This window comes from Stenotrophomonas sp. 22385 (assembly GCF_052045085.1).
GTDB lineage: Bacteria > Pseudomonadota > Gammaproteobacteria > Xanthomonadales > Xanthomonadaceae > Stenotrophomonas.
The window spans coordinates 386,507-407,331 of record NZ_JBQEOG010000003.1; the positions used below are offsets into that span (position 1 = coordinate 386,507).

Sequence of the window (20,825 nt, forward strand, 5' to 3'; positions counted from 1 at the left end):
GTCCTGCTGCGGTGAATGCGAAATTGGGGTGTCTGTTTTCTGACGCGTTGCTGTCGGAGTTCCGGCTCAGCTGATCGTGCCGACCAGCTTCAACCGCTTGTCCTCGGGTACCTCGCTGTAGGCCAGCACGGACAGCGAGGGAACGCTGTGGCGTACCAGCCGTGCCAGCGCGGCACGTACCGGGCCGGGCACCAGCACCACCGCGGGCTCGTTCTTCGCTTCCTGCTTGCCGACGCATTCGGCCAGGCTCTGGTGCAGTCGCTCGGCGAGTCCGGGTTCCAGCGCTGCGCCGTTGCCCTGTGTGGACTCCTGCAAGACCCGTTCCAGTTGCGGGTTGAGGGTGAACACCGGCAGCTCGGCGGACATGCCGGCGATCTCCTGGACGATGAAACGCCCCAGCGCATTGCGCACGGCAGCCGTCAGTACGCCAGGGTCCTGGCTCATCGGCGCGTTCTCGACCAGTGATTCGGCAATCTTGCGCAGCTGGCGCACCGGGATGCGTTCAATCAGCAGGTTCTGCAGCACGCGCACCACCACCGACAGCGGCAGCGCCTTGGGGGTGAGGTCTTCGACCAGCTTGGGCGCGCTCTTGGCCAGGTTGGCCAGCAACTGCTGCACCTCTTCGTGGCCAAGCAGCTCCGGCGCATGTTCGCGGATGAGGTGCGACAGGTGGGTGGCCACCACGGTGGCCGGGTCAACCACGGTGTAGCCCATCGATTCGGCGTGGGCCCGCTGGTGCGGCTGGATCCAGGTGGCATCCAGTCCGAACGCCGGGTCCTTGCCGGCAATGCCTTCCAGCGCGCCAAGCGCGCTGCCAGGGTCCAGCGCCAGTTCGCGGTCGGGGTGGATCTCGGCGGTGGCCACCGGCACGCCGTGGATCAGCAGCCGGTAGGCGCTGGCGCCCAGTTCCAGGTTGTCCCGGATGTGCACCGACGGAATCAGGAAGCCGATGTCGTGGGTGAGCTTGCGGCGCACGCCCTTGATGCGCGCCATCAGTTCGCCGCCCTGGTTCTTGTCCACCAGCGGAATGAGCCGGTAGCCCACTTCCAGGCCCAGCGGATCGACCGGGCGCAGTTCGTCCCAGGTCAGTTCGGCGGTCGGCGAGGGGCTGCTGGCACCGGGCAGCCCCAGCGCGTTGGTCGAGCCGGCGGCGGGGGCCGCGGCGGCGCGTTCGGCGGCCACGCTTTTCTTCCACAGCGTCCAGGCGATGAAGCCAAGGATCGCGGCCAGCGTCAAGAAGGCGACGTTCGGCATGCCCGGGACCAGGCCGACCAGGCCCAGGATCGCCGCGGCGATGGTCAGGGCACGGTGCTGGCCAAACACCTGGCCCATCATGGCCTGGGCCATGTCCTGCGAGCGCGAGGCGCGGGTGACCAGCATCGCCACGGCCGAGGACACCAGCAGCGCCGGCAGCTGCGCCACCAGACCGTCACCGATCGACAGCAGGGTGTAGGTGGCTGCTGCTTCGCCGAACGGCATGCCGTGCTGGAGCACGCCAACTGCCAGGCCGCCGATCATGTTGATGAACAGGATGAGGATGCCGGCGATGGCATCGCCACGGATGAACTTGCTGGCACCGTCCATTGCGCCGTAGAAGTCGGCTTCCTCTCGGACTTCTTCACGCCGCAGCTTGGCTTCCTCACGCGTCAGCAAACCGGCGTTGAGGTCGGCGTCGATCGCCATCTGCTTGCCTGGCATGGCGTCCAGGATGAAGCGCGCGGTCACTTCGGAAACGCGGCCGGCACCCTTGGTGATCACCACGAAGTTGATGATGGTGAGGATCGCGAACACCACGATGCCCACGGCGTAGTTGCCGCCGATCACGAATTCACCGAAGGCGGCGATCACCTTGCCGGCCGCTTCATGGCCGTTCTGGCCGTTGAGCAGGATCACGCGGGTGGAGGCCACGTTGAGCGCCAGCCGCAGCATGGTGGTGATCAGCAGCACGATCGGGAAGATGGTGAAATCCAGCGGACGCTTCACGTACACCACCGCCAGCAGCACCATCAGCGAGATGGCGATGTTGAAGGTGAACAGCGCGTCCAGCACCGGGGCGGCCAGTGGCACCACCACCATGGCCAGCAGGGCCAGCACGATCAGCGGGGCGCCCAGGCCCTGGCGGATCATGTCCAGGGCGCGGCGGGTGTTCATGCCGGCGGGCTGGGCGCTCATGGGCGGCCTCCCTTGCCGAACTCATCCACGTCGATGCTGGGTGCGGCCGGCATTGCCCCCCCCTGCCAGGTACGCAGCTGGTAGACGTAGGACAGCACCTGGGCGACGGCCGAATACAGTCTCACGGGAATTTCCTTTCCAAGTTGACCTTCCCGATACAAGGCGCGTGCCAAAGGCGGGGCCGAGACGATCGCAACCTTGTTGCCGTCGGCCACCTGGCGGATGCGCAGGGCGGTTTCGTCCACGCCCAGGGCCACCACGGTGGGGGCGCCCATCCTGCCGCCGTCGTACTTGAGGGCTACCGCGTAGTGGGTGGGATTGACGACCACAACGTCGGCGGTGGGCACCGCTTCCATCATCCGGCGGTTGGACATCTGCTGCTGCAGCTGGCGGATGCGGCCCTTCACTTCCGGGCTGCCCTCGCTTTCCTTCATTTCCCTGCGCAGTTCCTCCCGGGTCATCTTCAGCTTGCGCATCCAGTTCCAGCGCTGGTAAGGGGCATCGATGGCGGCCAGCAGCATCATGGCCCCGCCCGTGGCCAGCATCAGCTTCAGGGTGAAGCCCAGGCCGTTCACCATGGCCGCTTCCAGCGGCTGGTGGACCAGGTCACGCAGCCCGCGGATGCCATGCCACACCACCAGCCCGGCGGCAGTGCCGACGAATACGATGCGCAACAGGGACTTGGTGAATTCGCCGATGGCCTCGGCGCCGTACAGCCGCTTCATGCCGGCCATGGGGCTGAGCCGGTTGAACTGCGGCATCAGCGACTTGTTCGACCAGCGCAGCCCGCCCATGGCCACCGGGGCCAGGAAGCTGGCCAGCAGGCAGATCAGCAGCAGTGGCCACAGGGCCAGCATCAGCTGCAGGAACAGGTGTCCAAAGTGGTTGAACAACCCCAGCGGCTCGAGCCGCAGGCCCGCCTCCGGGGTCAGCGCCAGCTTCATCCAGTCCTTGGCGCTGCGGGCCATGCCCGCCGAAAACGCCATCAGCGCCAGCACCGAGGCACCAAACACGGCGGCGGTGGCCAGCTCGCGAGAACGCGGGATGTTGCCCTGTTCACGGGCATCGCGCAGGCGTTTTTCGGTAGGTTGTTCGGTTTTTTCGCCGGCTTGTTCTTCGTCGGACATCGGGAGCAGGGCACCACGGGGGGTACCGGGGGTGCTGCAAGAACCGTTCCGTTACCGGGCCGTTGGACGGCAACAGCCTGCTTCGTTGATGGTCATGCCCTGACCGAACGTCGGGGATGTACGTGCAGTCGATGCCGGATTGATCGTGGCAGGAGCCGTGGTGTTGCGCGTGTCCGGCTAATCCAGGAAATGCCCGCCCTGCGAGGCTTTGTGGTCCTGGGATACCACGATTCTTGGGCGTGGCAGGTCGTGCAGCTGCGCGAAGCGGTCGGCGTCAACCGGGCGACCGAGCAGGTAACCCTGCAGGAAATCGCAGCCCAGACGCTCCAGGTAGGCGCGCTGGCCGGCGGTTTCCACCCCTTCCGCCACGATGTCCATGTCCAGTGCGTGCCCCAGCGCGACGATGGCCGAGACGATCACCACGTCTTCGGAGCTGTTTTCCAGGTCGCGCACGAAGGCATGGTCGATCTTGATCTCGGTGGCCGGCAGGCGCTTGAGGTACAGCAGGCTGGAATAGCCGGTGCCGAAGTCGTCGATGGAAATGCCCACGCCCAGCCGCGCCAATGCCTGCAGCAGGCGCAGGCTGGTCTCGGTATCGCGCATCACCGCGCTTTCGGTGATCTCCAGGATCAATCGGCGCGGCTCCACCCGGTGCAGTTTGAGCGCATCGCTGATTTCGCCGAGCAAGTTCGGAGAGCCGAACTGGATCGGGGAGAGGTTTACCGAGACCGACCAGCCGTCATGGCCGGCGTCATGCCAGCGCCGCAGCTGGCGGCAGGCTTCGTTGAGCACCCACCGTCCGATATCGTGGATGACGCCGCTGCGTTCGGCCAGGCGGATGAAGCGATCCGGGGGAATCAAGCCATGCTCGGGGTGGTGCCAGCGGATCAGGGCCTCCGCACCGCACACCTGGTGGGTGCTGACCCGCACCTTGGGCTGGTAGTGCAGGAACAGCTGGTTGCCCTGGATCGCGCGGCGCAGGTCGGCCAGCAGCCGGAACTGCTGCTCGGCGCTGTCGCTCATCCATGCGGAGAACACTACGAACGCATTGCGTCCGGCTTCCTTGGCCTGGTACATCGCAGCGTCGGCATATCCCATCAACTGGCGTTCGGTGGTGGCGTGGTCGGGACAGATGGCGATCCCGACGCTGGCGGTGACCTGCAGTTCGTGTCCGGGCACCAGGTTGCCGGTGCCCACGGCCTGGATGATGCGACCGGCCAGGGCGGACACGTCCTCGTCATTGTCGATACCCACCACCAGCACGAATTCGTCGCCACCCAGTCGGGCCATCACGTCGGCGGCGCGCAGCAACTGGCGGGTCCGCGTGGCGACCGCCACCAGCAGCGCGTCGCCGGTCTGGTGGCCATAGGCATCGTTGACCTGCTTGAAACCGTCCAGGTCCATGAACATCACCGCAAAGCGTCCGCCGCGCTGTTCGGCGTCCACCAGGGCCTGTTCGATGCGCTGCTGCAGCAGCAGGCGGTTGGGCAGGTGGGTCAGCGGATCATGCAGTGCGGCCTGGCTGAGCTCGGCGTGCGCATCGTCCAGCGAACTGCGCAGGTGCTGATTGCGCAACCGCAGCAGCTGCGCCTGCTGGCGCTGGTCCAGCCAGGACACCAGCAGCACCACGGCCAGGATGGCGGTGGTGAGCACCATCACCAGTGCTGCCAGCCACTGGGTCTGCAGGCCGGTGCCGGCGGCTGCACCACAGACGCTGTCGGCCGGGAACCGCGCAGCGGCCATGCCGGTGTAGTGCATGCCGACAATGGCCGCGCCCAGCACCACCGCCGGTGCAAGGCGATGCTGGAGCCGGATGTCGTTGTGACGCAGGCGGAACGCGACGAACAGCGCGACCCATGAGGCAGCCACCGCGATGATGATCGACAGCGTGAACCAGCCAGGGTTGTATTCGATGCCGGGGCGCATGAGCATGGCCGCCATGCCGAGGTAGTGCATGCTCGCGATGCCGCTGCCCATCAGCAGTGCGCCCAGGGCCAGCCGGGAGTGCGGCAGCGTGGCCCGGGAAACCAGCCATAGCGCGAACATCGAAGAGGCCACCGCAGCCAACAGCGAGACGCTGGTCAGTTCAAGGTCGTACCCCAGCGGAATGGGCAGTTTGAAGGCCAGCATGCCGATGAAGTGCATGGACCAGATGCCCAGGCCCATGGCACAGCCGCCGCCCAGCAACCACAACATACTGATCCGAGACGAGGGCGCGGTGGTGACGCGATTGGCCATGTCCAGCGCGGTGAAGGACGCCATGATGGCGACCAGCAGGGAAACCACGACCAACCATGGGGTGTAGCTGCCGACGAGCATCATGACTCTCCTTGGCGTACACAGCTGCAATCTAGAAAGACTGGCCCGCGCTTCTGCGTGGACTGCTCTGGCACGTTCCCCCTGCCGTATGCGCATGGTAACGACACAGGCGGGGGCAAATGCAAGGGCAAATCCGGCCAATTTTCATGACGTCATCACGCGGCCGTCATCCGTTCTGCATACGCCGGGGGATGCGAGGTGCGGACGCTCCTCAACGGGTCACAGCGTCTGCGGCCTGGAACGCAGCGTCGAAAAGGCGCTGCACGGGCGGGCCCATTTCACCTGCGAGCACCGTGAGCAGGAACAACCCCAACAGCAGGGCGACCGGCAGGCCCAGCTGGATCGGATTGAGCGCGGGTGCGGCACGTGCCAGCACGCCGAAGGCCAGGTTCACCGCCAACATGGCCACGGTGATCGGCAGGGACAGGCTCAACGCCCCACGCAGCACCTGCAGCAGGAAGTCGGGCGCCGCACCCAGGAACGCATCGATGTTGGGCAGCGAGGCCCCGATCGGCACGGCTTTGTAGCTGTCCATGAGCAGCGAGATCAACGCCAGATGACCATTGGCGGCAAAGAACAGCAGGCCGAACAACAGGTAGAACCACTGCCCGATCACACCCGAGGTGCCGCCGCGCATGGGATCGCTCATCTGCGCGAAGGCCAGGCCGGTGCCCTGCGAGACCAGTTCACCGGCCATGGCGCCGGCTTCGAACACCAGCCGCAGCAGGAAGCCGATGGACACGCCGATGGCCAGTTCGCGCGCGATGCTGAGCACGGTGGCGGCATCGAAACCGGTCCAGGCAGGTACCGGCGGCAGCATCGGCGACAGCGCGATGGCCAGTGCGCCGGAGAGCATGACGCGCACCCGGTTGGGCACCGCGCGGCTGCCGACCAGCGGCATGGCCATGATCATGGCGCCGATGCGCAGCATGGTCCACAGCACGGTGCCGATCATGCCGAAGGCGTTGAGCCCGTCGGCGGCCATCTGGGTTGCCGAATCCATCGCGCGGCTATCCGATCAGGTGCGGTATGCGCTGGAACAGCAGCGTGGTGTACTCGACCAGGTGACCGATCAGCAGGCTGCCGAGCGCGAACAGCACGGCGGTCAGTGCGGCCGCCTTGGCCACGAAGGCGATGGTGGGTTCATTGAGCTGGGTGGCAGCCTGCACCACGCCGACCACCACGCCGACGATCAGCACGGTCAACAGCAGCGGTCCAGCCACCCACAGCACGGTGATCAGGCCGCCGCGCAGTTCGGTCAGGGCAAGTTCGGGCGTCATGGCGGCCTCAGACGGCGTTGAAGCTGGCGGCGAGGGTGCCGACCACCAGCACCCAGCCGTCGACCAGCACGAACAGCAGGATTTTGAACGGGGCGGAGACCAGCATCGGCGAGAGCATCATCATGCCCATCGACATCAGTACGCTGGCCACGACCAGGTCGATGATCACGAACGGGATGAAGATCAGGAAGCCGATTTCAAAGGCGGTTTTCAGTTCGCTGGTGACGAAGGACGCGACCAGCACCGGGAACGGAATGGCATCGGGGCTGGCGTAGGTGCCATGCCCGGCCATGCCGGCGAAGGTCATCAGGTCGGTTTCGCGGATCTGGGCCAGCATGAAGGCGCGCAGCGGCTGGGTGGTCAGGGTCCAGGCGGTCTGGAAATCGATCTCGCCATTGAGGTAGGGCGCCATGCCGCTGCCCCAGGCTTTCTGCCACACCGGCAGCATCACCATGGCGGTCAGGAACAGGGCCAGGCCGAGCAGGACCTGGTTGGACGGGGTCTGACCGGTACCCAGCGCCTGGCGCAGCAGGCCGAGCACGATGATGATGCGGGTGAAGGCGGTGAGCACCAGCAGCATCGACGGTATCAGGGTGATCGCGGTCATCAGCAGCAGGGTCTGCAGCGGCAGGCTGACCGGCTGGCTGCCGATCCTGCCGACATTCACGTCCGGCAGCGCGGGGCTGCCGGGCAGGCCGGGCGCGGCCATGGCCAGCGCGGGCAGCGCGCACAGCAGCAGGGTCAGCAGCAACGGCAGGTAACGGGTCCAGGGTGCTCGGGGGCCACGCATGATCATGTTTCCTTGCGCAGCCGCTGTTGCAGCAGCTGGGCGAAATTCGGCAGGTTCTTGAAATCCGGCAGGCGTGCCGGTTCCGGGGTCGGCAGCGGCTCGGGCAGGCGGTGCAGGGTGTTGATGCCGCCCGCAGTGACGCCGAGCAGCAGCTGTTCGCCGTTGACATCCACGACGACGACGCGCTCCTTGGCACCCACGTTGAGGCTGGCCACCACGCGCAGGCCGTCGGCAGGCTTGAAGCCGCTGCCCGGCATGCGCTTGAGCACCCAGCCCAGGCCGACGATCAGGGCAAGCACGGCCAGCAGTGCAAGCACGGCACCGAACATGCTGGGTGCTGCCGCGGCGTGCTGGCCCACCTTGGCGGACGGTGCGCCGGCGGCAATGAGTGCCAGGGCGGTCAACGCAGTCTCCGGATCCGTTCGCTGGGGCTGACCACGTCGGTCAGGCGCACGCCGAAGCGGTCGTTGATGACCACCACTTCGCCGTGGGCGATGAGGGTGCCGTTGACGAACACGTCGAGCGATTCGCCGGCGCCACGTTCCAGTTCGACCACCGAGCCCTGGTTGAGCTGCAGCAGGTTGCGGATGGGCAGGCGGGCGCGGCCGACTTCCAGCGACAGCGTGACCGGTACGTCGAGGATCACGTCGAGGTTCAGATCCGGGCCGCCGCTGGTATCGTCGGAGTGCAGGGTGGTGAACTGCGCCGGTGCCGGTTCGTTGGTTTCGATGTCGTCGTTCATTGCGGGTCTTCCTGGATAACGGGAGCACGCGGGCGGGTGCCCGGGGGGTGGGTAGCGGTGATCTTCACGGCGTTCATGCCGTTGGCCACGCCGAACTGGCCGGTGAACACGGGGATGTTCTCCACGCACAGCGGCACCTGCGGGGGCAGGTCGATCGGCAGGATGTCGCCGATCTTCAGCCGGGTCAGGTCGCGCAGGCTCATGCGCTTGGTGGCGAGCACGCTGGACAGGGTGACTTCGGCGACATTGAGCTGTTCGCGCAGCATGGTGCCCCAGCTTTCGTCGCGGTCGTTGCGGTCGCTCTGGATGCCGGCGTCGAGCAGCTCTCGGATCGGTTCGAGCATCGAGTACGGCAGGGTGACGTGGATGTCGCCGCCACCGCCGTCAAGTTCGACATGCAGGCGGCAGACCACGACGTATTCGCGTGGGGTGACGATGTTGGCGAAGTGGGGGTTGATCTCGGAATTGATGTATTCCAGCTCGACATCCATCACCGGGGCCCAGGCTTCGCGCAGGTCGGCGAAGGTCTGCTTGAGCAGGAGATGGATGACCCGCATTTCGGTGGCGGTGAATTCGCGGCCTTCGATGCGGGTGGGGTAGCGTCCGTCGCCGCCGAAGAAGTTGTCGACGATGGCGAAGACCAGGGTCGGCTCGAAGACGATCAGGCCGGTGCCGCGCAGGGGTTTGAAGCGGATCAGGTTGAGGTTGGTCGGGACATACAGGGAGTGCATGTAGTCGTTGAACTTGATCAGCTCGATGCCGCGCACGGATAGTTCGGCGGAGCGGCGGATAAGGTTGAACAGCCCGATGCGCCAGAGGCGGGCAAAGCGCTCGTTGACCATTTCCAGGGTCGGCATGCGGCCCCGGATGATGCGGTCCTGGCTGGCGAAATCGTAGTTGCGCGCTTCGCCGGGGGCGATGGCGTCGACTTCGGTTTCGACGGCGCCGGAATCCACGCCATGCAGCAGGGCATCGATTTCGTCCTGGGAAAGCAGGTCGTTCATGGGATGCCCTTACTGGGTGACGAAGCTGGTGAACATCAGTTCGTCGACGCCCTTGCTGCCTGTTTCGGCTTTGAGCAGTTTCTGCACTTCGGCCAGGGAATCGGCCTGCAGGCGTTCTTTGCCGGCGCGGTCGGCGATCTGGGCCGGTTCGACCTGGGAGAACAGCATGAGCAGTCTGGCGCGGATGGCGGGGGCGTGGAGCTTGATGGCTTCCAGGGCGGCCGGGTCGCGGGTCATGAGCTGGACTTCGACCTGGAGGTAGCGGGGGCCGTCGAAGCTGCTGCTGAGGTTGACGACGAACGGGGGTTCGAGGCCGAAGTACTGGGCGGGAGCGGGCACGGCCGATTTGGCGGTGGCGGCTTTGGCGGGGGTCTTCTCGTCGTGGGACTGGGTGAAGTACCACACGCCGCCACCGGCGGCGCCAGCGGCGACGACGGCGATCAGGGCGGTGACAAGGAGGGGGCTGCGCGGCTTGGCGGCCTTGTCCTTGTCGGTGGATTTCTTGGTTTTGTCAGCGGCTGCGGCCACGAGGGGAAGCTCCATAGGATTGCTTCCTGGCTACATGCAAAGGGTGTGCCGTAATGCGCCGGTGTTCCGTTGTCGGGAATTTGACGGTCTGGCGTCAACGTCAACGTCAACGTCAAAGGCGTCGGCTGTGCGCTGTCTGAGGGCTTGGCGGGTCGGTGTCCCATTGACGGGGGAAAAACCAAATGCAAAACCGGTGCGCTGGTCGGGCGCCCGGTATTGGCCTGTCTTTCGGTAGGGCCCGACCGTTGGTCGGGCCGGCTTTACGCGTATGCGTCGACCAATCCGCGTTGGCGCATCAACTGAGATGGCGAAATCGTCGTTTCGGCTAATGCCGGGTCGCCGTCGGTGGTTCCGTGGCCGGCCTGGCCACCGCCGGCTTTGCCATCCTGCGCGGTCTGCTGGTGTCCAACGTCGGCGTTGCCCAGCTGGAATCCCTGCTCGTTCAACATTTCGCGCAGGCGCGGGATGCTGGATTCGAGGGCGTGGCGGACGTCGGCGTGGGCGCTGCTGAAGCTGGCGTGGACCTTGTCGCCGTCCATCTGGAGGCGCACTTCGATCTGGCCGAGGTCGTGCGGGGTGACCTTGATGGTGGCGTGGCCGATTTTCTGGTCGGCGAGCCAGCCGATGCGGGTGCTAATGGCATCGTCAAAGTCGTCGCCGCCGATGTGCGGGGTGGCGGTGGGATCGCCCTGGAACGGGGTGCTGGCGGTGGCGGCGGCTTTGAGTTCGGCGGCGGCGTGAAGGGCGTGCAGGAGCGGGGTGGTGGGGGCGTCGGTGTCGCCGCCGGCGTTGGCGATGGCGTCGGTGAGGGCTTTGGGCAGGGGGATGTCTTCGGCGGCTTCGGCGTCCAGCGGCAGGGCGATGGGAGCGGGTTTGCTGTCGGCGGCTGCGATCGCGCCCGGCAACGCCGGCGTTGTCGGGGTGGTCGTGGCGGTCGGCAGGGTGGGCAGGGCGGGATCTGCCTTGGCCATGGCGGCGGCATCGGCGTTGGCCGCGGGGGCTGCCATCACCGTGGCCGGTTCGAGCCCGGCCAGGGCCAGGCCGGCGAGGCCAAGCGGGGGCCAGGGCGCGGCGTCGGTGTCGTCGCTGGGCTCGCTGCTTGCCGGCGTGTCGGTGGCTGCAGTGGACGGCGCGGCCGCCGGGGCCGCTTCTTCGGTCGGTTCGTCGTTGCCCGGGCTGCGCTTGGCGTCGCCTGGGGCCTTGCCGCCGGCGTCGGCGGTGCTGGGCGTGTTGGTGGCGGCTTTGGCCGGGATGTCCTTGCTGCCGCTGTCGGGCTTGAGCAGGGCGTCAAAGTCCCGTCGGTCGTTGCCGCTGGTCGTGCTGCGCGCGCTGGAGCTGGTGGAGGTGGCGCTGCTGCCGGCGGTGGCGCCGGCACTGCTGCCGAGCAGACTGGGGGGCATCACGGGGCGTCTCCGCTGTCGGTGTCTTCGGCACGGGCCAGGCGGCTGCGGCGGGCACCGAGGTCGTCCATTTCGCGTTGGTCACGGCGGTCGACCAGCACTTTTTCCTGGGCGCGGTAGCTGGCGGCGAGCTGTTCGAGCACGGCTTTGTCGCGGCTGGCCAGGATCAGGCGGGCGCGCTCCGCTTCGACCTTTTCGCGGTTGCTGTCGACGGTCTGGCGCTGCTGGGCGACGGCGGTGTCGAGGCGGTCGAGGAAGGCGCGGCGGTTGAGCAGCTGGGCCGGGCTGGTGGCGGCCATCTGTGCGTTGGCATATTCCTCGGCATAGCGGCGTAGTTCTTCCAGGCGCGAGAGGTGGGTGTCGAGCACGCGCTGGCGTTCTGCGAGGTCGCGGGCGACTTCGTCTTCGTGGTCCTGGGCCCGCTTGAGCAGGGGGTCGATGCGCTTGGATTGCATGGGTCAGCCCTCAGGTTCCACCAGGCGCTTGAGCGCGGCCTGGCTGTGCGGCAGGTCGGCGGCCTTGCCGACGTCCTGGCCGAGGAAATCGACAATGTCCGACCAGCGTTCCAGTGCTTCGTCGGTGGCCGGATCGTTGCCGCGCTGGTAGGCGCCGATGGCGATCAGGTCGCGGTTGCTGGAGTAGGCCGAGACCAGGCGCTTGAGCTTGCGGATGCGCAGGCGCCAGGGTTCGTCGGCGATCTCGGTGACGACGCGGCTGACCGACGATTCGACGTCGATGGCCGGGTACAGGCCGCTGTCGGCCACCCGGCGCGAGAGCAGGATGTGGCCGTCGAGGATGGCGCGGGCGGCATCGGCGATCGGGTCCTGCGGGTCGTCGCCTTCGGTCAGCACGGTGTAGAAGGCGGTGATCGAGCCGCGGCCCTTGGCACCGTTGCCGGCGCGTTCGACCAGCGCAGGCAGCTTGGCAAACACCGAGGGCGGGTAGCCGCGGGTGGTCGGAGGTTCGCCGACCGACAGGCCGATTTCGCGCTGGGCCTGGGCAAAGCGGGTCAGCGAGTCCATCAGCAGCAGGACGTTCAAGCCCTGGTCGCGGAACCATTCGGCGATCGCAGTGGCGCGGTAGGCGCCGTGCAGGCGGGCCAGCGGTGGGCGGTCGGCGGGGCTGGCCACCACCACGGCGCGGCGCAGGCCTTCTTCGCCCAGGGTGCTTTCGACGAAGTCGCGCACTTCGCGGCCACGTTCACCAATCAGGCCGACCACGATCACGTCGGCGGCGGTGTAACGGGTCATCATGCCGAGCAGGGTGGACTTGCCGACGCCGGAACCGGCAAACAGGCCCACGCGCTGGCCACGGCCGATGGGCAGCAGGGCGTTGATGGCGCGAACGCCCACGTCGAGCGGCTGGGTGATCGGTTCACGGGCGAGCGGGTTGATCGAGACCCCGGCCATGCCGACTGTGCCTTCGGCGCGGATCGGACCCTTGCCGTCGAGCGGGACGCCGTCGCTGTCGATGACGCGGCCAAGCAACCCTTCGCCCACTTCCACGCCGCCGCGGCCCAGCGAGGGCACCACGCGGGCGTTGGGCAGCAGGCCATGCAGTTCGGCGCTGGGCATGAGGTAAGTGCGCTCACCGGCGAAGCCGACGACTTCGGCATCGACCCAGCCACCGTCGGCGACTTCGACTTTGCAGCTGGCACCCATCGGCGATTCGCAGCCGACCGCTTCCAGGGTCAGGCCGACCGCGCGGCGCAGCACGCCTTCGCGGATCAGGCCTCGGCCATGCGCGCCGCCGGGCTGGATGCCGTCCAGTCGCGCGGCCAGGCGCAGGTTGCGCGCAGCCAGCCAGTCCGCCGCCGGCGGGGGCAGGGAGTCAGGGTTCATGCGCTGGCTCCGGATTTACGCAGCACCGCATCCAGCGCGCCGCGCAGGCGCGCTTCAAGGGTGCCATCAATGCGTACGGCCTCGGCATGCACGCGCAGGTCGCCGCGGCTGAGGGTGAGGTCGGCGGTGAGCCGCTGGGTGGGCGACAGCTGCAGCAGCGGGGCCAGTGCGGCAATGTCGTCAGGGTGCAGCCGCACTTCGACCTCCCGGTTCGCACCGCCGACTGCGTCGACCGCTTCGCTCACCAGCTGTGCGAGCAGGGCCGGGTCGGCCTCGTAGGCGCGGCCGACCAGGGTCCCGGCGATGCGCACGGCCAGTTCGCCGAGCGCGGCCACTACCTCATTTTCCAGCCGCGCCAGCGGGCGGCCGAAGTTGTCCAGGATGCCTTCGATCTGCGCGACCAGGCGGCGCACTTCGGCCTGGCCCTGGGCCTGGCCGTCGGCGTGTCCCTGTTCGAAGCCATCCTTTTCCGCAGCCTCCTGGATCGCCTGGATTTCCTCCAGGGTCGGCAGCTGCAGCAGTGGTTCGGGCTCGTGTTCGACAACCGGTCCGTCGAGGTCGTAATGGTCGTCCTGCGGCGCAGCAGGAGCCGCCAGCAGGTCCGGGGCAAGCCAGCGCACGGCGTGGTTCACAGCATGGCCTCCGCGTTGCCGCCAATCGTGACGGTCCCCTCATCGGCCATGCGCTTGACGATGGCCAGGATCTCGCGCTGCGCGGTTTCCACATCCGACAGCCGCACCGGACCGCGTGCCTCCATGTCTTCGAGAAGGATTTCCGCGGCACGTTGGGACATGTTGCGGGTGATCTTGTCGCGCACCTTGATGTCGGCGCCGCGCAGCGCCAGGCCCAGGCGTTCGCCACTCACTTCGCGCAGTACCAGCTGCAGTTCGCGGTCTTCCAGGTCGATCAGGTCGTCGAACACGAACATCTTTTCCTGGATACGCGCGCTCAGCGGCGCATCGATGCGCGAGATCTCGCCCAGAATCGCCTGGTCCTGGCCGCTGTCCATGAAGTTGAGGATGTTGGCCGCGCACTGCACGCCACCGATGTTGGACGACTTCAGGTTCTGGTTGCCGGCAAACTGGCGCTCCATGATTTCGTTGAGTTCGTTCAACGCGTTGGGCGGAATGCCGTCGAGGGTCGCGATGCGCAGCAGCACGTCGACCCGGGTGCGTTCGGGCAGCAGCTTGAGCGCGTCGGCAGCCTGGTCGGTCTCCAGGTGCGCCATCACGATGGCGATGATCTGCGGGTGCTCGTTGCGGACCAGGTCTGCGACCGCGCGTGGATCCATCCACTTCAGCGCGTCCAGGCCGGTCGTGTTGCGGCCCAGCAGGATGCGGTCGATCAGGTTGCCGGCCTTTTCCGTGCCCAGCGCCTGCACCAGCATGTTGCGTATGTAATCGTCAGAGCCGACGCCGAGCGAAGTCTTGGAGCCCAGTTCGGCGTTGAACTGGTCCATCACCCGTTCGACCTGGTCGCGGGTGATGTCACTCATCGTTGCCATGGCGATACCGATCTTCTGTACTTCCTTGGGTTCCATGTGGCGCAGCACGTCGGCTGCTTCCACTTCACCCAGGGACAGCAGCAGCACGGCCGCGCGCTGGACGCCGCTCAGCGGGGCCGGGGGGGCGGCGGGATCAATCATTGGCCACCCAGCCCTTGACCACCTGGGCCACGCGCTTGGAATCGGTCTTTACAGCTTCACGCGCCATGCGCAGTCGTTCCTCGTAGGAGTCCACGGGCAATGCCAGCGGCTCATGCCCTGAAAGGTTTACCCGGTCCGAGGCGAGCTGCGGCAGGCCTTCGCCATCGTCCACCAGCTGTACGTCGGCGCTGTGCGGCTCCAGGTTGTCGTCCTTGCCGAGCTTCCTTGGCGTACCGGTGATCGAGCGCAGCGCCGGGCGCAGCACGCCGAACACCAGCGCCAGCACCACGATGGCGCCGAGCAGCAGGCGCAGTCCATCCTGCACCTGCGGCAGCTCCCACCACTTGGGGCCTTCGACGGGGATGACCTCACGCACGAACGGGGCGTTCATGACCGACACGGTGTCACCGCGCTCGGCGTCGAAGCCCACTGCCTGCTTGACCAGTGCTTCGACCCGGGTGAGCTCGGCCGCCGACAGCGGCTGTTCGGTGGTCTTGCCGTTGGCGCCGGGGCGCGGCACGTTGTCCAGCAGCACCGCCACGGAAACGCGTTTGATGCGGCCGGCCGGCTGGCGGGTGTGCTGGAGGGTGCGGTCCAGCTCGTAATTGCGGGTGGCGTTGCGTGCAGTTTCGGTCGGCGTGGCGGCGGTAGCCGGCGCGGCCGCCGGGCCCGGCGGGGTGTTGCTGGCCGCACCCGGTACACCCTGTGGGCCAGGAGTACTGGTGCTGTTTTCGCTGGTCTGTTCGCTGCGCAGCTTCTGCGGCTCGCCGTTGTACAGCTCACGGGCTTCTTCGGTGACCGAGAAGTCCATGTCCACGCTGACTTCCGGGTTGACCCGGCCCGGGCCGGTCATCGGCTCGAGGAGTTCGCGGATGCGCTGGTTGAACGAGGTTTCCTGGCGCCGCACCTGCTCGAACTGGGCGGCGTTGACCGCCGCTTCGCTGTTGGGGTCGGACACACTGAGCATGCGTCCGCTCTGGTCCACCACGGTGACCCGTTCGGCGGCCAGGTCGGGAATGCTGGCGGCCACCATGTGCACGATGGCGTCAATCTGGCCGCGCTCAAGCTGCTGCCCGCCGCGCAGTTCCAGCACCACCGAGGCGCTGGCGACGTCGCGCTGCCGGGTGAAGGCACTGGGCTTGGGAATGGCCAGGTGCACGCGCGAATCGCGCACCGGGCGCAGGGTGTTGATGGTGCGCGACAGTTCGGTTTCCAGCGAATGCTGATAGCGCGCGTTCTCCATGAACTGGCTGACCCCGAAGCCGGGGTCGCGCTCCATCAACTCGAAGCCAAGCCTGCCGCTGTCGGTCAGGCCGGAGCCGGCCAGCTTGAGGCGCGCATCGTGCAGGTTCTTTTCCGGCACGGTGATGCCGCCGGTGGCGGGGTCCAGCTCGAACGGAATCTGCGCGGCACGCAGCAGGTCGGTGGCTTCGGCGGTGGCCTTCTGGTCCAGGCCGGTGTAAAGCGGAACCATACCCGGCTTCTGCGACCAGAAGAACACGAACAGGCCTGCCGCAACGGCCACGGCGATCATCGCCATCAGGCCGAGCCGACGGGTGATCTGCAGGCTTTGCAGCCGGTCGAACCACTGGCCCGCCTTTTCGGCGTTCAGGGATTCCTTGGTGAGCGACAGGGCCATGCGTTTCTATCCTTACAGCGGCATGTTCATCACGTCCTGGTAAGCCTGGACGAGACGGTTGCGGACTTCCACGGTGGCGCGGAAGGCGATCTGGGACTGCTGCGAGGCGACCATCACCTTGGCCAGGTCGGCGCCCGGTTCACCCAGCTCGAAGGCGCGGGCCAGTGCGCCGGACTTCTGCTGGGCCTCGTTGACCCCGGCGATCGCCCCGCGCAGGGTCTCGGTGAAGCTCGGGCCCTGGACATCGCGCGGCGCCACCAGCCCCTGCAGGGCGTTGGTCTGGGGAGTCTCGGCCAGCGGGCTGGCTACGGACTGCCCGACCTGGGTCTGGTAGGTGCGGATCTGGGAGAGAATCGAGGTGACGGAGTGTGACATCTGGAACGTTCCGGCTGTTTGGGGGTTTCGAGTGATGACGTTGCAAGCCCCGTGCCGAAACGGCTGAGTGGTTCAGCGATGTGGTGATGGCGCCGTGTGAAGGCCTGCGGCGCAATCGGTTACAGGACAGGCGCGACGGAATGCCGCTGCGTCAAGGCGACGCGGGCAGGTGACGGAACCCCGGCGTCGGGAAACCGTCGCCGGGATTCGATGCCGGCATCCGGTGGCGCTGTTGGCCGGCGCACATCAAGTCCAAAGGTCACCTGGCCCGCCAGCGGGGGCGATGTGCCCGTTGAAATGAAGACGCCCGGAAGGCCCGGGCGTCCGTTGCTTCATTGCGGCGGAGCGTTACCAGGTGAACCCGACGCCACCACCCACGGAGCTCTCGTCGCTGCTCTTCGAAACTCCCGCGGAGGCGGAGAACCCCTTGGTAAAGCGATGGCGGAATCCAACCGCGACGGCGTTGGATCCTTCCGACCGACCTACGCCAACGCCGAACCAGCTTTCGCCTTCCGCTTCGGGCGAGCCCAAGGAGTGGACCTGGGCGGTCGCCATGGCCGCCTGGCGGCTGATCCGGCGGTCCATGTTGCGGAGGCTCTCGTCCATGCCGTTCAAACGGTCGTCAATGCCCACGAAACGGTCATTGGCTTCCGCTTTGAACTGCGCCAGGTCCGCAGCAGCGCTGTTGGCCAATCCGCCGATCTGGTTGAACTGTTGATCGGTGTAGGTATTGGCCGACGCAAGCGTGGTGGCTGCTGTATCGTTGAGCTGGCTCACGTTCACCGCATCAGTGTCGTTGACGCCCGCGGCAACGTTGGTGACCTTGCGCTCGGCGCCGGCCGCACCGACCGACACGGTGTTGTCTTCGCCAGCCACGGATCCAGCACCCAACGCCACCGAATTGGCAGCCGTCGCGCTGGCGGCGTTGCCGATGGCAGTGCTGTCGGCGCCGGACGCGACCGCGCCGGTACCGAACGCGTGGGCGTTGGCTGCGCTCGCGGCGGAGTTTGCACCAAACGACATCGAGTTCTCGCCCGACGCAGCACTGTTGAAGCCCACGGCGGTAGCCGCAGTGGCGCTTGCCGCGGCACTGCGGCCGATGGCACTGCTGAAGTCACCCGATGCGTTGGCAATCCCACCTAAGGCGACGGAGTTGCCGCCGCCAGCGGCACTGTCGGTACCGAACGCGGTACCCAGGCCGCCCGCAGCTGTTGCGCCATCGCCGCACGCAAAGGCGCTCCCGCCGGTAGCCGTAGGCGCCGTGCCCCCGGTCTGGTCGCAGACCGATTGGGCCATCACAGGTGCGGAAGTAGACAGGAACACGCCCAGCGCTGCGCCGATGATGGCGAGGGAACGTGCGGAGGAGGCGCGCGAAACACCACGCAATGCAATGCGATACCAGGAACGATCCATGGCGGAAATCCTCGGGTGACAGCGCACCCGGCCGGGTCTGTCCGGTCGAGCGAACTGCGTGAATCCCCCGATTCCCCGCGTGCCGGAGCGTGTCGTTGGCCCCTGCACGCGGCTGCTGGCGACGCTATGCCCGTGGCCGTCATGACGGAGTGAAGGTCCGCACTGATCTGCCATCGTGATCCAGGACGGCTCCGTCGGCTGGATCTTCTACAGGTACTGAAGACAGACGGTCACGGATGACACGATTGTTGCGCGCGCTTTGGAATGTCCCGCCCAGAACGGACAAGGCCCGGTAGAAACCGGGCCTTGTGTTGCACATCATCCGGCATCCTCGATGGACAGAGCTGGCGGGATTCCGTTGGCATCAGGGGTGTCAGCCGTGGTGCTCCTCATCTGCCATCTGGCTTGAACGTCCTGGTCCTGCCCAGTCGCGTCTTCGGTGGGCGCTGCATCAAGGGGTTTGAGCAGGTCGGCAGTGGTGTCGTGCGTTGATTTCGAAGTAGTCGCCATGGACGGTACCCTCTGTGGGCGCGCATGCCGTGCTTTCACGAGTGCGTGAGCGGCGCGTCATAAACCTCGGTTCCCCGACGTGCGCTGCAATCGAGCTCAACGTTCATCGGGTATCCGCAGGATGACCGCGCCTTCATTACACGGGAGTGAACGCTGCGGCCCATCAACCCGCCAGTTCGGACTGGTCGCGCTCAATGCCGTATTTGCGCAACTTTTCCACCAGCGTGGTACGGCGCAACCCAAGCAGCTGGGCGGCATGTGCCACCACCCCCTGCGTGCGTTCCAATGCCTCGTTGATCAGGTTCAACTCGATGTTGGCAATATGGTTGCGCAGATCGAGCCCTGCATCGGGCAGGGCAGGTGCCTTGCCATTGGCGGCGGCACCGTTCGTCACCGCACCTGCGTCCGCTGCCGGGGCATGGAACGAGAAGCTGCGCAGATCCAGCCGGTCGTCGCCTGCCGCAGCCACCGGGGCCGCCACCGCAACCGGCGCCGTGACCGCGAAATCACCCCGATACCGCGCCGGCAGGTCCTGCACCCGGACATTGCCACCGGGATGCAGCACGGCGAGGCGCTCCACCAGGTTGGTCAGCTCGCGCACATTGCCCGGCCATTCGTAGCTGGCCAGCGCCTGCAGCGCTTCCGGGCTGAAGCGCACTTCGCCACGCCCGGTGCGTGCCAGCTGGCCGGCAATGGTGCCCACCAGCGCGGGCAGGTCTTCACTGCGATCACGCAACGCCGGCACTTCGATCGGGAACACGTTGAGCCGATAGAACAGATCCTCGCGGAACTTGCCATCGGCGATACGCGATTCAAGGTCGCGGTGGGTGGCCGCGATCACGCGCACGTTGCAGCGGATGGTCTGGTTGCCGCCCACGCGCTCGAAGCTGCGCTCCTGCAGTACACGCAGCAGCTTCACCTGCATCGGCAGGCTCATGTCGCCGATTTCATCCAGCAACAGGGTGCCGCCTTCAGCCATTTCGAAGCGACCCTTGCGGGCACTCAGCGCGCCGGTGAAGGCGCCCTTTTCGTGACCGAACAGTTCGCTTTCCAGCAGGTCGGCCGGAATCGCACCGCAGTTGATCGCCACGAAGGGTCCATCGCGGCGCGGGGAGCGCTGGTGGATCGAGCGCGACACCACTTCCTTGCCGGTACCCGATTCGCCCAGCACCAGCACGGTGGTGTCAAAGGCCGCCACCTGCTCGATCATCTGGCGCAGTGCGCTGACCGCTGCACCGTCGCCGGTCGGTCCCTGGTCCTGGCTGGCACCGGCCTGGTGCTCGGCATCGAGCCGCTTCAGGCTGGCCCGGCGCAGCAGGGCTTCCATCTGTGCATGCCGCAGCGGAGCTTCCAGCGGCCATACGTTGGCCTCATGCAGACCATGCCGCTGGGCGAACGCGGCGGCGTCGCCGTCAATCAACATCACCGGCGGCGGCAATGCGCCCTGGCCGGCCCAGGCGAACAGTGCTTCACTGCGCGCGCCCGGCTCCAGCCCGCCGATGATGACGGCCATCCAGTCGGTGGCGCGGTGGCGGGCAGTATCGAAATCGGCCGCGTCGGCAATCCAGCGCGGGTTGAAGTCCATGAATTCCAGCAGGCCAACGGTGCGCTCTGCACGCACGGCGTCGTTGTCGAGCACCAGGATGCGCGACTCGCTCATGGCGTGGGCTCCTTCAAGCCCTCCAGGATCGGCATGACCTCCTGGATGTAGGACAGCTTGCTCACGAAATTGTCGGCGCCGGCACGCAGGGCGTGCTCGCGGTGTTCGACGTCGTCGAAGTGGCTGGCGATGACGATGTACGGCGCATCATCCTGGGTCTTGATCAGGCGGGTCGCCTGCAGTCCGCCCATTTCCGGCATGGCCAGGTCCATCAGCACTACCTGCGGGCGCAGCGATTCGGAACGCTCGATGGCTTCCAGGCCATTGCCGGCACTACCGACCACATCCAGCCAGTCCACCTTGCGGAAGTGGCGCATGGCGGCGTTGATGAAGCCCTCGTGGTCATCGACCAGCAGGACGGTGAGCTTGTTCATGTCGTG

Annotated in this window: 20 protein-coding genes; all 20 read right to left on the minus strand. The window is 66.8% G+C overall.

Annotation, left to right across the window (positions count from 1 at the left end; all coding sequences use genetic code 11):
- Positions 1–66: 66 nt before the first annotated feature.
- The 20 genes from flhA to ACTJI4_RS08485 all read right to left on the minus strand — a co-directional run bounded on the left by flhA (position 67) and on the right by ACTJI4_RS08485 (position 20,819).
- The gene (flhA, locus tag ACTJI4_RS08390) at positions 67–2,172 is read right to left on the minus strand and encodes a flagellar biosynthesis protein FlhA (protein WP_440869027.1); all 2,106 of its coding nucleotides are present in this window, start codon (positions 2,170–2,172) and stop codon (positions 67–69) included.
- On the minus strand, positions 2,169–3,299 hold the full coding sequence (gene flhB, locus ACTJI4_RS08395) for a flagellar biosynthesis protein FlhB (protein WP_440869028.1): 1,131 nt from the start codon (positions 3,297–3,299) through the stop codon (positions 2,169–2,171). Before flhB ends, flhA begins: the two co-directional genes overlap by 4 nt.
- A 177-nt stretch (positions 3,300–3,476) precedes the next feature.
- Positions 3,477–5,618, minus strand: a complete 2,142-nt coding sequence (locus ACTJI4_RS08400) for a putative bifunctional diguanylate cyclase/phosphodiesterase (protein WP_440869029.1) — start codon at positions 5,616–5,618, stop codon at positions 3,477–3,479.
- A gap of 211 nt (positions 5,619–5,829) precedes the next feature.
- Complete coding sequence (gene fliR, locus ACTJI4_RS08405; protein WP_392917252.1) at positions 5,830–6,621, minus strand: flagellar biosynthetic protein FliR; 792 nt, start codon at positions 6,619–6,621, stop codon at positions 5,830–5,832.
- 7 nt (positions 6,622–6,628) lie between these two features.
- A complete protein-coding gene (locus ACTJI4_RS08410; RefSeq protein WP_017356083.1) occupies positions 6,629–6,898 on the minus strand; it encodes a flagellar biosynthetic protein FliQ in 270 nt (89 codons plus the stop codon).
- A 7-nt stretch (positions 6,899–6,905) separates the two neighbouring features.
- Entirely contained in the window at positions 6,906–7,688 is a 783-nt protein-coding gene (fliP, locus tag ACTJI4_RS08415) for a flagellar type III secretion system pore protein FliP (RefSeq protein WP_392917256.1), read from the minus strand.
- A gap of 2 nt (positions 7,689–7,690) precedes the next feature.
- Positions 7,691–8,092 carry a flagellar biosynthetic protein FliO gene (gene fliO, locus ACTJI4_RS08420; protein ID WP_440869030.1) on the minus strand — a complete coding sequence of 134 codons (402 nt, stop codon included), beginning with the start codon at positions 8,090–8,092 and terminating at the stop codon, positions 7,691–7,693.
- On the minus strand, positions 8,089–8,430 hold the full coding sequence (gene fliN / locus ACTJI4_RS08425; RefSeq protein WP_392917262.1) for a flagellar motor switch protein FliN: 342 nt from the start codon (positions 8,428–8,430) through the stop codon (positions 8,089–8,091). The genes fliO and fliN overlap by 4 nt, the downstream gene beginning before the upstream one ends.
- Positions 8,427–9,434, minus strand: a complete 1,008-nt coding sequence (fliM, locus tag ACTJI4_RS08430; protein WP_392917265.1) for a flagellar motor switch protein FliM — start codon at positions 9,432–9,434, stop codon at positions 8,427–8,429. The genes fliN and fliM overlap by 4 nt, the downstream gene beginning before the upstream one ends.
- A gap of 9 nt (positions 9,435–9,443) precedes the next feature.
- Positions 9,444–9,977 (minus strand): flagellar basal body-associated FliL family protein, encoded by a 534-nt coding sequence (locus ACTJI4_RS08435; protein ID WP_392917268.1) that lies wholly within the window; start codon positions 9,975–9,977, stop codon positions 9,444–9,446.
- Between the two features lie 245 nt (positions 9,978–10,222).
- Positions 10,223–11,362, minus strand: coding sequence for a flagellar hook-length control protein FliK (locus tag ACTJI4_RS08440; protein WP_440869047.1), 1,140 nt, complete (start codon positions 11,360–11,362; stop codon positions 10,223–10,225).
- Entirely contained in the window at positions 11,362–11,817 is a 456-nt protein-coding gene (gene fliJ, locus ACTJI4_RS08445) for a flagellar export protein FliJ (protein ID WP_392917271.1), read from the minus strand. The genes ACTJI4_RS08440 and fliJ overlap by 1 nt, the downstream gene beginning before the upstream one ends.
- 3 nt (positions 11,818–11,820) lie before the next feature.
- Positions 11,821–13,203, minus strand: a complete 1,383-nt coding sequence (locus tag ACTJI4_RS08450) for a FliI/YscN family ATPase (RefSeq protein WP_440869031.1) — start codon at positions 13,201–13,203, stop codon at positions 11,821–11,823.
- A complete protein-coding gene (locus tag ACTJI4_RS08455) occupies positions 13,200–13,835 on the minus strand; it encodes a FliH/SctL family protein (RefSeq protein WP_440869032.1) in 636 nt (211 codons plus the stop codon). Before ACTJI4_RS08455 ends, ACTJI4_RS08450 begins: the two co-directional genes overlap by 4 nt.
- A complete protein-coding gene (gene fliG / locus ACTJI4_RS08460; protein ID WP_392917607.1) occupies positions 13,832–14,818 on the minus strand; it encodes a flagellar motor switch protein FliG in 987 nt (328 codons plus the stop codon). Before fliG ends, ACTJI4_RS08455 begins: the two co-directional genes overlap by 4 nt.
- Positions 14,819–14,840: 22 nt before the next feature.
- Positions 14,841–16,487 carry a flagellar basal-body MS-ring/collar protein FliF gene (gene fliF / locus ACTJI4_RS08465; protein WP_440869033.1) on the minus strand — a complete coding sequence of 549 codons (1,647 nt, stop codon included), beginning with the start codon at positions 16,485–16,487 and terminating at the stop codon, positions 14,841–14,843.
- Between the two features lie 12 nt (positions 16,488–16,499).
- Entirely contained in the window at positions 16,500–16,862 is a 363-nt protein-coding gene (gene fliE, locus ACTJI4_RS08470) for a flagellar hook-basal body complex protein FliE (protein ID WP_392917281.1), read from the minus strand.
- A 348-nt stretch (positions 16,863–17,210) separates the two neighbouring features.
- Positions 17,211–18,275 (minus strand): YadA-like family protein, encoded by a 1,065-nt coding sequence (locus ACTJI4_RS08475; protein WP_440869034.1) that lies wholly within the window; start codon positions 18,273–18,275, stop codon positions 17,211–17,213.
- A 673-nt stretch (positions 18,276–18,948) separates the two neighbouring features.
- Positions 18,949–20,445 (minus strand): sigma-54 dependent transcriptional regulator, encoded by a 1,497-nt coding sequence (locus ACTJI4_RS08480; RefSeq protein ID WP_440869035.1) that lies wholly within the window; start codon positions 20,443–20,445, stop codon positions 18,949–18,951.
- Complete coding sequence (locus tag ACTJI4_RS08485) at positions 20,442–20,819, minus strand: response regulator (protein ID WP_068851692.1); 378 nt, start codon at positions 20,817–20,819, stop codon at positions 20,442–20,444. The genes ACTJI4_RS08480 and ACTJI4_RS08485 overlap by 4 nt, the downstream gene beginning before the upstream one ends.
- Between the last annotated feature and the right edge of the window lie 6 nt (positions 20,820–20,825).

Excerpts from the sequence above, each read along its gene's own strand:
- fliN (WP_392917262.1), bottom strand. The coding sequence starts at position 8,430 with ATGAACGACGACATCGAAACCAACGAACCGGCACCGGCGCAGTTCACC.
- ACTJI4_RS08450 (WP_440869031.1), bottom strand. The coding sequence starts at position 13,203 with ATGAACCCTGACTCCCTGCCCCCGCCGGCGGCGGACTGGCTGGCTGCG.
- flhB (WP_440869028.1), bottom strand. The coding sequence starts at position 3,299 with ATGTCCGACGAAGAACAAGCCGGCGAAAAAACCGAACAACCTACCGAA.
- fliM (WP_392917265.1), bottom strand. The coding sequence starts at position 9,434 with ATGAACGACCTGCTTTCCCAGGACGAAATCGATGCCCTGCTGCATGGC.
- ACTJI4_RS08400 (WP_440869029.1), bottom strand. The coding sequence starts at position 5,618 with ATGCTCGTCGGCAGCTACACCCCATGGTTGGTCGTGGTTTCCCTGCTG.
- flhA (WP_440869027.1), bottom strand. The coding sequence starts at position 2,172 with ATGAGCGCCCAGCCCGCCGGCATGAACACCCGCCGCGCCCTGGACATG.
- ACTJI4_RS08485 (WP_068851692.1), bottom strand. The coding sequence starts at position 20,819 with ATGAACAAGCTCACCGTCCTGCTGGTCGATGACCACGAGGGCTTCATC.
- fliP (WP_392917256.1), bottom strand. The coding sequence starts at position 7,688 with ATGCGTGGCCCCCGAGCACCCTGGACCCGTTACCTGCCGTTGCTGCTG.
- ACTJI4_RS08480 (WP_440869035.1), bottom strand. The coding sequence starts at position 20,445 with ATGAGCGAGTCGCGCATCCTGGTGCTCGACAACGACGCCGTGCGTGCA.
- ACTJI4_RS08410 (WP_017356083.1), bottom strand. The coding sequence starts at position 6,898 with ATGACGCCCGAACTTGCCCTGACCGAACTGCGCGGCGGCCTGATCACC.
- fliF (WP_440869033.1), bottom strand. The coding sequence starts at position 16,487 with ATGGCCCTGTCGCTCACCAAGGAATCCCTGAACGCCGAAAAGGCGGGC.
- fliE (WP_392917281.1), bottom strand. The coding sequence starts at position 16,862 with ATGTCACACTCCGTCACCTCGATTCTCTCCCAGATCCGCACCTACCAG.
- fliJ (WP_392917271.1), bottom strand. The coding sequence starts at position 11,817 with ATGCAATCCAAGCGCATCGACCCCCTGCTCAAGCGGGCCCAGGACCAC.
- ACTJI4_RS08475 (WP_440869034.1), bottom strand. The coding sequence starts at position 18,275 with ATGGATCGTTCCTGGTATCGCATTGCATTGCGTGGTGTTTCGCGCGCC.
- ACTJI4_RS08435 (WP_392917268.1), bottom strand. The coding sequence starts at position 9,977 with ATGGAGCTTCCCCTCGTGGCCGCAGCCGCTGACAAAACCAAGAAATCC.
- fliR (WP_392917252.1), bottom strand. The coding sequence starts at position 6,621 with ATGGATTCGGCAACCCAGATGGCCGCCGACGGGCTCAACGCCTTCGGC.
- ACTJI4_RS08440 (WP_440869047.1), bottom strand. The coding sequence starts at position 11,362 with ATGCCCCCCAGTCTGCTCGGCAGCAGTGCCGGCGCCACCGCCGGCAGC.